Here is a 12,696-nt window from a genome sequence, read left to right on the forward strand (position 1 = left end):
CTCAGCTGTCTCCTTGTCGTTCGTCGGCTCGTGTTCGCTCGGCTTGAGCCTCGCGGATGCGCTCTGGCCAAGTGGACCGAATGAACGCGAGGATGTTGTGGATTTCCTGGTCCGTCAGCGTGTCGCCAAAGCCGGGCATTCCGCTCTCAAAATCGATGCCTTGGCTGGCCAGCGTCGCCGCTCCGCCCAGCTTCGTATAGTCGAAGAGGACGCTGTCGGGATGATGCCATGTGTGGCCGCTTTCGTCATGCGGCGGTGCCGGAAGGCGCCCGTCCGGACCCGGACTTCTCCACTCCGGCTGCCCCTCGAGATCGGCCCCATGACAGGATGCGCAGTTTTCAGCATATAACGCGGCACCCTCGGTAATGTCGAAGGATGCCGGCACAGAGACACCGTTGCTTCCTTGCTGCCCGGGAAAGACGGCCCAGTATGCAGCGCCAGCAGCCAACAATGCGATCGGAACTGCGAGGAAGACGGCTTTCATGTTACGCGCACCCATGTCGTCATGCCCGACGCGGCATGGCTGAGCATGTGGCAATGAAACAGCCATTTCCCGGGATTGTCGGCGACAAAGGCAATTTCGCGCGTTTCGTTGCCACCGATTAGGATCGTATCCCGCATTGGACCAAGTGCGCCACCCACGCGCAGCTCGCGGAAATGCATGCCGTGCAGATGCATGGCATGCGGAAAGACCGTCTGATTTTCGATTTTAAGGCGGACCGGCTCGTTCAACGACAGGTCTGCTAGAGGATTTGTCGTCATCTCGGCGACGTCGTTGAGAGACCAGAATTTCCCGGCGCTGGCCAATTGGCGAAATCCCAGACGCTCCCCACCCAGCAGGGCGGATTGCATGCGCCCCATGGCTCCTCCGGCCATGACGAGGCGCAGGTCACGGGCCTCGGCGAGTTCCGGCATCGCCGAATTCGGGTTCGGTTCTAACGGAACAGGAGCGCCGCGTGTGGCAACGCTGGCCCTCCCGTCGACCGGGAAGGAAACCTGCGGAACCTGCTGGTCGTCATCGCCGATCCGCAGCAATTGTGCAACCGACCCCTCGTCGGCAGTCACATCTACGATCAGGTCCATGCGTTGCGCCGGCCCGAGGATCAGGTCGTCATCGACTTTTTTCGGATTCGCCAAGGGCATGCCGTCCAGCGCAACCGTCCAGCCTGCAAGACCGGACAGCGAAAGCAGAAAGACCCGCGCGCCCGAGGCATTAATAATGCGCAGGCGGATACGCTCGTTTTTCCGGGTGGGGATGGTGAGGTCATGGCGCCCGTTCGTCGTGACGAAATTTCCGATCCGTCCGCCGTGGCTCATCATCATCGGCTGATCGAAATCCGCAAAGTGCTGGCCGCTATCGGGGTCAAGAAGCCAGTCTTCCAGAAGAAGCACCTCTTCCCGGTCAATGTCCGGGCCGGTCGGCTCTTCGACGATCAACGCACCGCGAAGCCCGCGGGCAACCTGCTCGTACGAGCGGTTGTGTGCGTGATACCAGTAGGTGCCGGCATCCGGCGCGGCGAAATCGTAATCAAAGCTTTCGCCCGGCACGACGGCGTCCTGGGTCAGGCCCGACACGCCGTCCATGGCATTCTCGATGCGGATGCCGTGCCAATGGACCGAACTGGGTTGCGGCAGCGCGTTGCGAAAGCGGCGCTTAACCCGGTCTCCCTGCCTGACACGGATTTCGGGTGCCGGAACCGTGCCTGCATACCCCCAGATCTCTGTGGCGGGGTAAATACTCGGAAGAAGCTGTTGACGCGCCACGTTGGCCGTCAATTCTTCGATTGATCCTTGCGCAAGCGCGACGCCCGGCACAGCCAGGGTGCAGGCGGCCGCTGCCGTGCAGCGAAGGAAGTCCCGTCTTGTCTGTGCCATTGGATATCCCCGAAAATACGGGGGCTTAAGGCCCCCGCACCTGTTCATTTCGACGTGGCATTGGCCGTTTCAATCGAATCCTGATCGAAAAGATACAACGCCATCGCCTGACGATCCTCAGCGGTCAGAAACCGTGTCCCCTCTCTGACGACTTCGGCCATACTGCCACCAAAGGCATCGCCCGAAGGCGTGATCCCAGTCTGCAGCGCATAGGCAAGCGCCGAAACGGTCCAGTCATTTTCGGCCAGATCCCTTGCACGGATCGCGGGCGCCTTGCTTCCGCCGGGCAATTGTGAGTTCCCGGCAAAAGATGCCCCGATATCCCGGCCCCCGGCCAGATTTCTGGGTGTATGGCAAGCCCCACAGTGTGCCGGTCCGCGGACCAGTTCCCTGCCGCGGTTCCAGGCATCACTCCGTCCTGCGACCGGTTCCGTATCCGGGTCATAGAAGAACGCCGCCCGCCACAGTTTCAGCCCCCATCGCTGGTCAAAAGGAAAGCCGACCGCGTGCTCGGGTGCCGGTTCGGCGACCGGAGGAACCGTCTGGAACGCGGCCCAGAGATCGGCGATATCCTGATCGGAGAAGTTGGCGTAGAATGTGTAGGGGAACGAGGGAAAATATGGCTCTCCGTCGGGTCCGATGCCTTGCCTTACCGCCTTGGCGAATTGTTCTCGCGTCCAATCGCCTATCCCATGCTCGGGATCGGTGGTGAGGTTGGGCGGGTAGAACGTGCCGAAAGGCGTTTCAAGGGGGGCACCACCCGCTAGCGGTGCCCCACCGGCTTCGAAGTTCGAGTGACAGGCGATACAGCCGCTCGCACGGGCCAGATACGCGCCCCGATCGACATCGCCGGCAAGCGAAATCGGTGCGACGGCGCTGCCCACCGGCCATGCGATCACAGCGCCCAAGGCAACCGCGCCGAGCACGGCGGCCCCTGACAGAAACGTAATGAAGCGCCGCATGATCAGTCTTCTTCGGCCCGAAAGCGGGAATGGCACGCCGAGCAGACCTGCGTCGTCATGTTGAAGGCGCCGTCGGCCGGCATCGCCGCGATGTCAGAGGCGCTCATCATTGTCGATCCGCCCATCATCGAGGAACCGCCCATCATCGAGCCAGTGTCGCCCATCATCGAGGAGCCGCCCATCATGGATCCGCTTTGCATGCCGCCCAAGCCGTTTTCAGCAGCGCGTTCCAGGCCTTTTGCGTATTCGCCCAGTTGCTCGGCCAGCGACGCGAAGCGGTCCCAATCCGTCCAAACTGCGTTTTTCGCTTCGGACGGCATGCCACCCGAGCCTTCGGGGAAAAGCTTGGTCATCGCATCTCCGGAATGCTCCTGAAAGGTGCGCGCGGCGTCACGCAAGGTTTCGGCGTCATAAGCCACCTCGCCTCGCATCATCGGTGTGACGGCTTTGACCGCATCGCCCATCGCCGACATTGCGTCCATGCGTTCCTTGACGATGCCGGTCGCTCCGCCATGGGCAAACGCTGTGACTGCCGTTCCGGCGATGAGGATTGTGGCGGTCAGAGTGGTCATTTTCATCGTTTTGATCCTTCGATAGGTCTGCTTTTTCTGTTTTCGAAAAGTCAGGCCATCCACCGAGGAGGCGGAGGATCGATGTTCGTATAAGCGTTGGGTCTCCGAATTTCCGCAGTCTGGAGCCTTAATTCGGAGAAGATCGGTTCAAAACTCTGATCGAATGCCAATAGGAAGACAGCCGTCACTGAGCAGTCGAGAGCGGGATGGCAGTGGTCTAAAGCGGACGCAGAATGCGATGTAGCGTCTTCGTCATCGTGTGCATGTGTTTCGGACGCATACGAATGCGCCTCTTCGGAAGAGGGTGCTTCCGGAAAACCAAGCGTCGTCAGGAAAACGCTCAATGCAAAAGTCATCAGTAATTTGGAAATGTCCTTCCAAATCATCAATTGATCCCGTTCGCGCGCTGCAATTCACGGACATAGGCCGCGACCATTTTTACGTCGCCTTCTGTCAGCCCATCGATCCTCGGCATGTTCCCGAAATTCCAGTGATGCGCACGCACGCCGTTTTGAGCGGCCATGATGAACGCCATGTCCGAGTGATGGCTGGGTTCGTAGATCTTGTGCACGAGAGGCGGAGCCATTCCATTTCTGCCAGCCGCGTTTGCGCCATGGCACTCCACACATTTCGCATTGAACACGTTCTTGCCGAGTGACGCCTGCGCAGAGAGCTCCGCTGGCAGCTCGACCTCAACGATTGGATCGCCTTCGGCGATTGCGCTCGTGTCGGGCGGGGTCATGGAATGACCTACCTCCGCGTCGCTCTTTCCGAAGAATTGCCATCCTGCAACGATCCCGCCACCGACGATCACGGCTATTAATAGCCCGCTTAGTCTGTCCATGCCTGTCTACTTTTGCCTGCCTGCTCTTCAGATCAGTTTTACCTGCGTTCCGACAGGTGCCCGATCATAGACTTCTTCGATCTGCTCGTTGTAGAGACCAATACACCCGTTCGACGAGCGCCGCCCAATCTTGCGTGTATCCTGTGTGCCGTGGATCCTGTAGTACTGCCAGGAAAGATACAGAGCACGCGTTCCGAGTGGGTTCATAGGGTCTCCACCCGAAACAAATTCCGGCCACTCGGGATTACGTTCCCGCATGGACGGGGTGGGCGCCCAACTTGGGTTCTCTCGCTTTTCGACCACCTCGGTGTAACCGCGCTTCGTGAGTTCATCGGTCAGCGGAACCGACGTCGGATAAATTCGCATCTCACCGTCGGACGTCCAATGCTGGAGCGCTTTCGTCGTCGTATCAGAGATGATGATCCCCTTGCCCAGCGTCTCGAAGTGGTCGCGCCAGTCGTGAAGCTTGAACGATGAGATGTTACGCCGGATGACCTCTGCACGGACGAGACCGGGCGTTGCAAGTGCAACGGCGGTGGCTCCAAGCAATTGCCGTCGATTAATCCTGGTATTGCGTAGCGCAGACATGTGCCTCTCCACGTCGTTCTGGTTGGGCAACTTGTACGCGACATCGAAGGACAGGCAACCTGACAAACCCGCGAGAAATGTATCGGTTTGTATCCTTGACCTTGCCATGCGGTAAGGTCGGAATTGATCCGTGACCATTGAATGTGAGGAAATCATGGACAACCAAACGCCCAGTGGCAAGTCCCTTCAGGACCGGTTCATGCACTACGGCATGATGGCATGTTGTGCCGTGATGCTCTTGCCCATCGTGGGCTATCTCATCGCCGGCGGAAGCCTCGCCGGATTGTGGGGCAACGCGGCGGCATTCGCCCCGCTGCTGCTATGTGTTGGTGCGCATTTTGTGATGCACAAGGCCATGGGCAAGTCGTGCAACGACCGGCGCACAGCCGCCGAAACGGCGGAAGATTTCCCTGCGGAAACAGACGCCGAACAGAACGTCCTCGGCAGGAAGGCTGGTTGAATTGCCGAAATGCCCTTGCGCAATTGCGGGCTTCGCGGCGGCACTCGCCCTTGGCGGGTGCTCGACGTCGCTGGCGGATTGCATCAGGGACAATCCCACCCTGTCAACCGAACAATTGGCGGATTTGCTTCCGAAGGATTGCAGGATTTCCGACCAATCGAAATCCGATGTGCAGATGCTCGATTGCAAGGATGGCAGGCAAGGCTACGTATTCTCGAATGCTCTGATGGATTAGAAAGCAGCCAATGAACAGACGCTACCTGCTTTTCGGTTTCGGGGCCGCGGCAATCGGCGGTAGCCTGCCATTGGTCAGATGGTTTAGGCACCGGTTCACGCCGCTGCCCGAGTTTGAAATGCTCGCTGATCCCAAGGGATTTCGCAAGATCGCTGGCGGCGAATTCTCGCTTTCGGGAAACGTCTTTTCCGGGATCGGGGAAGATCGTAAGGCTGCCCACGAGCTTCCTCTGGATGCCGTCAGGCGAAACATATGTGGCTCGCTGTTTGGCAGTTCGAGCGGGAACACCGATGTCGTGCCAATCGCATCCTTCTCGGATTTCTACTGCCCATTCTGCCGGGTTCAGACAAAGCGCCTCGGAGAACTGGAAAGGGAGCTCAACGGCGAGGTGCAGGTGACATGGCACGAACTCCCGCTTCTCGGGGACGCGTCGCTGCTCGCCGCCAGGGCCGCGCTGGCGGCCGACCGGCAGAACGCCTATGTTCAATTTCAGGAACGCCTCCTCTCCAGCCCGTTCCGCGCAAATGACGCCTATCTGGCCGCCTTGTCCGAGGCGATTGGCGTCAATCACGACCGGCTCATATCCGACATGAACAGCCCTGAAGTGACCCAGCAGATCAGGGAAAGCGCCGCCTTGGCCAAGACCTTTGGCTTTGTCGGCACTCCGGCAATGGTCGTCGGCCGGACCGTCATCCAGGGCGAGGTCAGCGACGCAGTCCTTCGGAAACTCGTGGACCTGGAGCGGACCGAAAACTGGATCGACGCATGCTAGGTCTTCGCAAATTCATCTCCGTCCTGCTGCTGGCCGTCTTCTTCATCCCCCAGAGTGCGAACGCCGCATCGTCGGAAGAACACCGCAGCACTCCGATCACGGCACGGCTCATCACTGCTCAGGATGGCATACCGGGCGATACCCGGAGCCTGTCGGCCGGGCTGCATCTGCGGCTGAATGAGAAGTGGAAGACCTATTGGCGCTCTCCGGGTGAGGTCGGCATTCCACCCTCCGTCGACTGGAGCGGTTCGGAGAACGTCAAGGATATCGAGTTTCTCTGGCCCGCGCCGACGCGTTTCACGGCATTCGGCATCGAGAACTTCGGCTACACGGGCGATGTGGTTTTCCCCTTGCGGGTCTCCCTGGAAGACAGCAGAGGCCCGGCGACCCTTCGGGCGCAGGTCAAGTTGCTGGTCTGTTCCGACATTTGTGTTCCCGAAGAGTTTGCACTTGACCTGACACTTGAGCGCGGAACGGGCATAGACCAGGGCGCTGCAAACCTCATCAGTACCTACGCCGATCGGGTTCCGGACGATGCGGATGCCGGAGGCGTTCGGGTCGCAGAGGCTTTCATCGACGACGACCTCGAGGAATTGCTGGTCAGCATACGTGTCGATGCGCCGCTTCAAGCGCCGGACGTCTTTCCCGAGCTCGGTGCCGGGATTGCACTGGGCAAACCCGATATCCGATTGGGCGAGCAGAATCGGTTGCTTTGGGCGCGCCTGCCAATCCTTTCCGCGGATCCGGGCGCTCTTGAAGCACCGAGGATCACGGTAACGGACGGCGCAGACCGTTCATTCACCGTCCTTGCAGATCGTGCGACGCAAGAACTGCCGCCGCCCTTTCTGCGTGCCGCCACGAAACCCGATGTCCTCGAGATGGTTTGGATCGCAGCCATCGCGCTGCTCGGCGGGCTTGTTCTGAACGTTATGCCCTGCGTCCTGCCGGTGCTGTCGATAAAGCTGTCCTCGCTGGTTCGCCACTCGGACATCCCGAGATCCTGTGTCCGGACCGGTTTCCTTGCTTCCGCAGCCGGGGCGATGGTCTTCATGTGGGGGCTGGCATTGGTTCTCTGGGGGCTTCAAAGGCTGGGGATGAGCGTGGGCTGGGGCCTGCAATTCCAGAACCCGCTGTTCATCTCGATCATGATCGTGGTGTTGCTGATCTTCTCGGCGAACCTCTTCGGCACCTTCGAAATTTCCTTGCCGTCAAGCTTGCAGACCCGGCTCGCGGGCGCGGGCGGACGCGAGGGGTATTCTGCGGATTTCTTCACCGGGATGTTCGGTGCGGTCATGGCGACACCTTGCTCGGCGCCGTTTCTCGGAACCGCCGTCGCTTTTGCTCTGGCCGGGAGAGGAATCGATATCCTTGTCGTTTTCACGGCGCTCGGTCTTGGGCTATCTGCGCCCTACCTGGCCGTCGCGGCATTTCCCGGCATCATCACCTTCATGCCCAGACCGGGCCGCTGGATGTTGGCCGTCAAGCTGGGCATGGGAGTTCTTTTGCTGACAACGGCACTCTGGCTGTTCTGGGTTCTGGCTGGCGTCGCAGGAATGCGCGCCGTCTGGGCCGTTGCCGTCTTCTCCGGCGCGGGAATTCTTGTAGTGTCCATCCCGGATCTACGCCTACAGTATAAGTGGCCCCTGGCGGCGGCCAGCTTCGTTCTTGCCCTGGCCGTCGGACCTAACGCGCAGCAACCTGCAGCCCCACAAGACGCCAAGAAAGCCGCTCTTTCTTGGGTTCCATTCGACCGCGGCGAAATCGCCAGACGGGTTTCGGCAGGAGAGGTCGTGTTTGTCGATGTGACCGCGGATTGGTGCCTGACCTGCAAGGCGAACAAGGCACTGGTCATCGAGCGCGAAACCGTTCGCGGCGCGCTAGAGGCCGAGGGTGTCACCGCTATGCAGGCTGACTGGACCAGACCTGACGAGCGTATCGCACGTTATCTTGAGAGCTACGGACGCTACGGCATTCCGTTCAATGCGGTCTACGGCCCGGCCGCCCCTAACGGCATCGTCCTGTCCGAGCTGCTGACATCCACGGACGTTATGGATGCCCTTGCTCGGGCCGGGACTGCCGCGCTGGCGCACGGGAATGCCGGACAGGACTGAAAGCCTGCCCGGCCGCTGATCGGGGGGGTGTCATCCACCGAGTTGTTCCAGCGCCTCACGAACCACGGCGTTGCGCGGATCGTCGGACGGCATTTCCTCAAGAAGCGCCTGCGCCTTCTGGTATGCCTCGATCGCAAGGCTACGTTCTTGAAGAACGTTGTACGCGTTCGCCAGTCTCATCCAGCCGTCCAGATCCTCCGGCTCGTCTTCGAGGCGGGCGGCCAGGCGCGAAACCATGGACCGGATGAAGTTGGCACGATCCTCCTCGGTCATGTCCGCTGCCGCGGCAACATCGGCCGCAGTCGGTCCGGGTTGCTGTGCGCGAGCCATTGGCGGCTGAAACGCAGGAAAATTTTTCTCTGCGGCGATCCGATTGATCTGCTGGGCATAGACCTCCATCCAGGGGGCAAAGCTCACCTCTTCGTTCAGGCGCGACAAAAGCAGATCGTATGACTTGCGCGGTTGTTCCTGTTGCAGGAAATAGAGCGCCCGGAAGTACGTCGCCGCAGGGTTCTTCGGGTCGAGTTCGAGGGCGCGGTCGATGTGGCGCTGAGCCTTCGGGATCACAACACCATCATTGGCGATCACGACCGCCTCGGCCAGCATCGAGAATGTCGCCGATGACGCGTCGGGGCGCTTCGCGACAACTTCGAAGGCCGTGATCGCATTGTTGAGGCGGCCCATCCGCTGATAAGTTTGTCCCAACAGCATCCAGCCTTCGCTTGGACCGCCGTCCGGGTCAGTTTCCAGCCGCTCGCGCATACGAGAGGCAAGCTCGGTCACCTCTGCATTCTGCGTGCGCTCCTCCGTCCGCTCGGCAAAGGCGAGTGACGGAATATCGGGCGAACCCATGGTCGTGTAATAGACAACGGCGAAAACAGGCGCGAAAATCGCCGCGATCAGGATGCTCTTTCGTCCGCCAGCCGCTCCGTTTACGGGCGCGCTTTCCGACTGGCGAAGCGTCGACAGGATGCGCTTCTTGATTTCCAGCTGCGCCGCCTGTGCTTCCGCCTCGGAAATCAGTCCTCTGTCGAGGTCGCGTTGGACCTCCTGCATTTGATCGGCAAGGATTTTCGGAACGGTATCATTACGGGTCAGAATCCCGGCTCCCGCCATCCGGAGCGGGTGCAGGACGATGGCGAAGGCGACCAGTGCCAGGATGGCGAATGTGGCCCAGATCATGATGCGTCTCCTGCGTCACTTCTCTTGAGAAATTCGGAAACCGCTTTCTCGTCATCTTCATTCAGCGCCGAAACCGCTTCGGGTTTTCGATTGCGCGACAGGACAATCACGCCGGCCAGCAGGCCAAAGAGAATAAGGGCGACCGGCGCGAACCAAAGGGCGTAGGTCGACGGTTCGAGGGGTGGTTTCAACAACACGTAGTCGCCATAGCGCGCCCGGATGAATTCAATAACTTCGGCGTCGCTGCCTCCGGCAAGCAGGCGTTCACGGACAAGCAGGCGCAAATCCCGAGCGACGCCCGCGTTCGAACTGTCGATATCCTGATTCTGGCAGACGACGCATCTGAGATCCTTCGATATCTCGCGGGCGCGAGCCTCGAGCGCCGGGTCGGCAAGCATCTCGTCCGGTTCGACCGCTCCAGCCGCGATTGGAACGAGAGAGAGGGCAAGAGCCAATAACAGCCTTTTCATGATCCGGCCTCCGTCTGGATTGCGCCTGCCTGTTCCAGAGCCTGCATGAAACGGGCCTCGGCTTCCGGTCCCACGACCGGCCCGACATACCTGAAAAGAACGACGCCGTTCCCATCGACGATGAAGGTTTCGGGCACGCCGGACAGCCCCCATTCGATGCCGGTGCGGCCCGTCAGGTCCGAACCGATCCGTTCGTAGGGATTGCCCAGATCGCTCAACCATTTCGCGGCATCCTCGGCCTTGTCCTTGTAGTTGATACCAAACAGCCGGATGCCGTCCCGTTCGACCAGCCTTGTCAGAACCGCATGTTCCGCCCGGCAGGGGACACACCACGAGGCGAACACGTTCACGACGACGGCCCGGTCATTCGACACGAGGTCACTTCGGGACAAACCCGGTCTGTCGACGCCATCGACCGGACCGAGGTCGAACTCGGGCGCGGGTTGAGAAATCAGAACCGAGGGGATCTCGCTGGGGTCCCGATCCGGATTGAGCCCCCAGAGGAAGAACCCGCCGAAAATGACAGCCGCCAGCAGCGGCAATACTGCGATCTCGCGTCTCATGCTTGCTCCTATTCAGCTGCCACGGCATCGCTTGCCGCGGTCTTGGCGCGGCGCGGCGCGCCGACGCGCAAGCGGCGATCCGACAAGGACATAACCCCGCCAAGGACCAGGAGGGCAGCGCCGATCCAGATCAGGTTGACCAGTGGTTCGTAGAGAATGCGCAAGGTCCAGGCACCGGCATTGTTGACCTGGTCCGAGGCCGGCTCGGCGATCGACGTGTAGAGATCCCCGGCCAGAGTGGAGCGAATGGCGGATTCCGTCGTCGTTGTCTGCGCGACGGGATAAGTGCGGCGTTCAGGAAAGAGCGTGGTGACAAGATCCCCGTCGCGACGCACCGCCAAGGTTCCACGGTCGGCAAAGTAGTTCGGGCCCCGAACCCGTTCGACCCCCTGAAAGGCGATGTCGAAGCCGGCGATCGAGACCTCTTTGCCGGGTGCCGCGAAAACGATTTCCTCGCTTTTCCACGCGCTGGACCCGATCATGCCCATCATCAAGACAGCGACGCCCGTATGCGCGAGGGTCATCCCGTGGGACGCCCTCGGCAGGTTGCCCGCGCGTCTGACCGCGTCCCGAAACGGAACCTCGAACAAGCGGATCCGCAGCGCCCATTCCCGCAGTGTGGCCAGAAGAAGCCAGAGCGCCGCGAGGATCGCGAGATAGGCCATGAAGGGGCCGCCGTTGAGGAGATACCAGGAAGCGAGAGCGGCCAGCAAAGCGAGGGCCGCAACAAAGCGAACGCGTTGCAGCAGTCCGGCAATATCCGCGCGTTTCCAGGACAGAAGCGGACCCAACCCCATGAAACCCACGAGCAGCAGCATCATCGGAACGAAAGCTGCGTTGAAGAACGGCGGCCCGACAGAGATCTTTTCGCCGGTCACCGCCTCAAGGATCAGCGGGTAAAGCGTGCCGAAAAGAACCGACCCAGTTGCGGCGGCGAGAATAATGTTGTTGACCAGCAGGCCAGCCTCTCGACTGACGGGACGGAACAAGCCGCCGCCTTCCATTTCCGGCGCGCGCCACGCGTAGAGTGCAAGCGAGCCGCCGATGGACACGGCAAGTAGTCCGAGGATGTATAACCCGCGTTCCGGATCGACGGCAAAGGCGTGGACCGAAGTCAGCAGACCGGAACGGACGATGAAGGTTCCGAGTAGCGAAAGCGAAAAGGTCAGAATGGCGAGCAGGATCGTCCAGCTTTTGAACGCATCGCGCTTTTCCGTGACGATGGCGGAATGCAGCAATGCCGTCCCCAGGAGCCACGGCATGAAACTGACGTTTTCGACCGGGTCCCAGAACCACCAGCCGCCCCAGCCCAGCTCGTAATAAGCCCACCACGACCCGAGCGCGATCCCTGCTGTCAGGCTCACCCATGCGGCCAGTGTCCAGGGGCGGACCCAGCGCGCCCATGCCGGATCGACGCGACCCTCGATCAGGGCGGCCACGGCGAACGAGAAGACGATGGAGAAGCCGACATAACCGAAATAGAGCAGCGGCGGATGCATCGCCAAACCCACGTCCTGCAGCAACGGGTTGAGATCGTTGCCGTCCAGGGGCGGCGGAAAAACCCGCTCAAAGGGGTTCGACGTCAGCAATAGGAACGACAGAAACCCGACGCTGATCCACGCTTGGACGGATAGGGTGCGCGCCTTGGTCTCAGCAGGGATGTTCGATCCCAGACCGGCGACGCCCGCACCAAAAACCGTCAGGATCAGAACCCAAAGCAGCAAGGAGCCTTCATGGCTGCCCCATGTCCCGGCGACCTTGAACAGCATCGGTTTCAGCGAATGGGAGTTCTCGACGACGTTCCTGACGGTGAAGTCGCTTACAATGAAAGAATGCATGAGGGCCGCAAACGCGATTGCCACGAACAACACCTGTCCGATGGCCGTGGCCTGAGCGGACTTCATCAAGACAGGGATGCGACGCGATGCTCCAAGGATTGGCAGCACACTTTGCAAGAGTGCCAGTGCAAGTGCCAATGCGAGCGCGAAATGACCGATTTCCGGGTACATAGTTTTCCTTTCTTCTGCGCTCCGCATTTCCGCGACGCACCGGCGTATGAGGC

General features: G+C 60.6%; 13 protein-coding genes. 3 read left to right on the forward strand and 10 right to left on the reverse strand.

The genetic code is table 11. The features are described from left to right. Window position 1: 1 nt before the first annotated feature. The 6 genes from MF270_RS21560 to MF270_RS21585 all read right to left on the reverse strand — a co-directional run bounded on the left by MF270_RS21560 (window position 2) and on the right by MF270_RS21585 (window position 4,841). Complete coding sequence (locus MF270_RS21560; protein WP_238367852.1) at window positions 2–484, reverse strand: c-type cytochrome; 483 nt, start codon at window positions 482–484, stop codon at window positions 2–4. Then, a complete protein-coding gene (locus MF270_RS21565; protein WP_238367853.1) occupies window positions 481–1,875 on the reverse strand; it encodes a multicopper oxidase family protein in 1,395 nt (464 codons plus the stop codon). The genes MF270_RS21560 and MF270_RS21565 overlap by 4 nt, the downstream gene beginning before the upstream one ends. 44 nt (window positions 1,876–1,919) lie before the next feature. Then, entirely contained in the window at window positions 1,920–2,837 is a 918-nt protein-coding gene (locus MF270_RS21570) for a c-type cytochrome (protein WP_238367854.1), read from the reverse strand. A gap of 2 nt (window positions 2,838–2,839) precedes the next feature. Further along, complete coding sequence (locus tag MF270_RS21575) at window positions 2,840–3,415, reverse strand: c-type cytochrome (protein ID WP_238367931.1); 576 nt, start codon at window positions 3,413–3,415, stop codon at window positions 2,840–2,842. Between the two features lie 379 nt (window positions 3,416–3,794). Beyond that, a complete protein-coding gene (locus MF270_RS21580) occupies window positions 3,795–4,253 on the reverse strand; it encodes a c-type cytochrome (protein WP_238367855.1) in 459 nt (152 codons plus the stop codon). Between the two features lie 27 nt (window positions 4,254–4,280). Further along, complete coding sequence (locus tag MF270_RS21585; RefSeq protein WP_238367856.1) at window positions 4,281–4,841, reverse strand: L,D-transpeptidase; 561 nt, start codon at window positions 4,839–4,841, stop codon at window positions 4,281–4,283. A 154-nt stretch (window positions 4,842–4,995) separates the two neighbouring features. On the opposite strand from MF270_RS21585, the gene MF270_RS21590 reads away from it, so the two are divergent. The 3 genes from MF270_RS21590 to MF270_RS21600 all read left to right on the forward strand — a co-directional run bounded on the left by MF270_RS21590 (window position 4,996) and on the right by MF270_RS21600 (window position 8,419). Beyond that, window positions 4,996–5,301 carry a DUF2933 domain-containing protein gene (locus tag MF270_RS21590; RefSeq protein WP_238367857.1) on the forward strand — a complete coding sequence of 102 codons (306 nt, stop codon included), beginning with the start codon at window positions 4,996–4,998 and terminating at the stop codon, window positions 5,299–5,301. A 245-nt stretch (window positions 5,302–5,546) separates the two neighbouring features. Further along, window positions 5,547–6,308, forward strand: coding sequence for a DsbA family protein (locus MF270_RS21595; RefSeq protein ID WP_238367858.1), 762 nt, complete (start codon window positions 5,547–5,549; stop codon window positions 6,306–6,308). Then, window positions 6,302–8,419: a protein-disulfide reductase DsbD family protein gene (locus MF270_RS21600; protein ID WP_238367859.1), complete on the forward strand. Its 2,118-nt coding sequence runs from the start codon at window positions 6,302–6,304 to the stop codon at window positions 8,417–8,419. Before MF270_RS21595 ends, MF270_RS21600 begins: the two co-directional genes overlap by 7 nt. Before the next feature lie 30 nt (window positions 8,420–8,449). Here the strand turns inward: MF270_RS21600 and ccmI are convergent, their stop codons facing one another. From ccmI to MF270_RS21620, 4 genes are read right to left on the reverse strand one after another with little or no spacing between them, the layout of a single operon-like run. After that, window positions 8,450–9,601, reverse strand: a complete 1,152-nt coding sequence (gene ccmI, locus MF270_RS21605) for a c-type cytochrome biogenesis protein CcmI (RefSeq protein WP_238367860.1) — start codon at window positions 9,599–9,601, stop codon at window positions 8,450–8,452. Next, window positions 9,598–10,071: a cytochrome c-type biogenesis protein gene (locus tag MF270_RS21610; protein ID WP_238367861.1), complete on the reverse strand. Its 474-nt coding sequence runs from the start codon at window positions 10,069–10,071 to the stop codon at window positions 9,598–9,600. Before MF270_RS21610 ends, ccmI begins: the two co-directional genes overlap by 4 nt. Continuing rightward, window positions 10,068–10,634: a DsbE family thiol:disulfide interchange protein gene (locus tag MF270_RS21615; RefSeq protein WP_238367862.1), complete on the reverse strand. Its 567-nt coding sequence runs from the start codon at window positions 10,632–10,634 to the stop codon at window positions 10,068–10,070. The genes MF270_RS21610 and MF270_RS21615 overlap by 4 nt, the downstream gene beginning before the upstream one ends. A gap of 8 nt (window positions 10,635–10,642) precedes the next feature. Continuing rightward, window positions 10,643–12,643 carry a heme lyase CcmF/NrfE family subunit gene (locus MF270_RS21620; RefSeq protein WP_238367863.1) on the reverse strand — a complete coding sequence of 667 codons (2,001 nt, stop codon included), beginning with the start codon at window positions 12,641–12,643 and terminating at the stop codon, window positions 10,643–10,645. Window positions 12,644–12,696: the final 53 nt, after the last annotated feature.

The sequence above is a fragment of the Mesobacterium pallidum genome (assembly GCF_019966535.1).
GTDB classification, from domain to species: Bacteria; Pseudomonadota; Alphaproteobacteria; order Rhodobacterales; family Rhodobacteraceae; genus Mesobacterium; species Mesobacterium pallidum.

What these genes read in the sequence shown, in the direction of transcription:
- MF270_RS21560 (WP_238367852.1), bottom strand. Translation starts at nt 484, where the DNA reads ATGAAAGCCGTCTTCCTCGCAGTTCCGATCGCATTGTTGGCTGCTGGC.
- MF270_RS21565 (WP_238367853.1), bottom strand. Translation starts at nt 1,875, where the DNA reads ATGGCACAGACAAGACGGGACTTCCTTCGCTGCACGGCAGCGGCCGCC.
- MF270_RS21570 (WP_238367854.1), bottom strand. Translation starts at nt 2,837, where the DNA reads ATGCGGCGCTTCATTACGTTTCTGTCAGGGGCCGCCGTGCTCGGCGCG.
- MF270_RS21575 (WP_238367931.1), bottom strand. Translation starts at nt 3,415, where the DNA reads ATGAAAATGACCACTCTGACCGCCACAATCCTCATCGCCGGAACGGCA.
- MF270_RS21580 (WP_238367855.1), bottom strand. Translation starts at nt 4,253, where the DNA reads ATGGACAGACTAAGCGGGCTATTAATAGCCGTGATCGTCGGTGGCGGG.
- MF270_RS21585 (WP_238367856.1), bottom strand. Translation starts at nt 4,841, where the DNA reads ATGTCTGCGCTACGCAATACCAGGATTAATCGACGGCAATTGCTTGGA.
- MF270_RS21590 (WP_238367857.1), top strand. Translation starts at nt 4,996, where the DNA reads ATGGACAACCAAACGCCCAGTGGCAAGTCCCTTCAGGACCGGTTCATG.
- MF270_RS21595 (WP_238367858.1), top strand. Translation starts at nt 5,547, where the DNA reads ATGAACAGACGCTACCTGCTTTTCGGTTTCGGGGCCGCGGCAATCGGC.
- MF270_RS21600 (WP_238367859.1), top strand. Translation starts at nt 6,302, where the DNA reads ATGCTAGGTCTTCGCAAATTCATCTCCGTCCTGCTGCTGGCCGTCTTC.
- ccmI (WP_238367860.1), bottom strand. Translation starts at nt 9,601, where the DNA reads ATGATCTGGGCCACATTCGCCATCCTGGCACTGGTCGCCTTCGCCATC.
- MF270_RS21610 (WP_238367861.1), bottom strand. Translation starts at nt 10,071, where the DNA reads ATGAAAAGGCTGTTATTGGCTCTTGCCCTCTCTCTCGTTCCAATCGCG.
- MF270_RS21615 (WP_238367862.1), bottom strand. Translation starts at nt 10,634, where the DNA reads ATGAGACGCGAGATCGCAGTATTGCCGCTGCTGGCGGCTGTCATTTTC.
- MF270_RS21620 (WP_238367863.1), bottom strand. Translation starts at nt 12,643, where the DNA reads ATGTACCCGGAAATCGGTCATTTCGCGCTCGCATTGGCACTTGCACTG.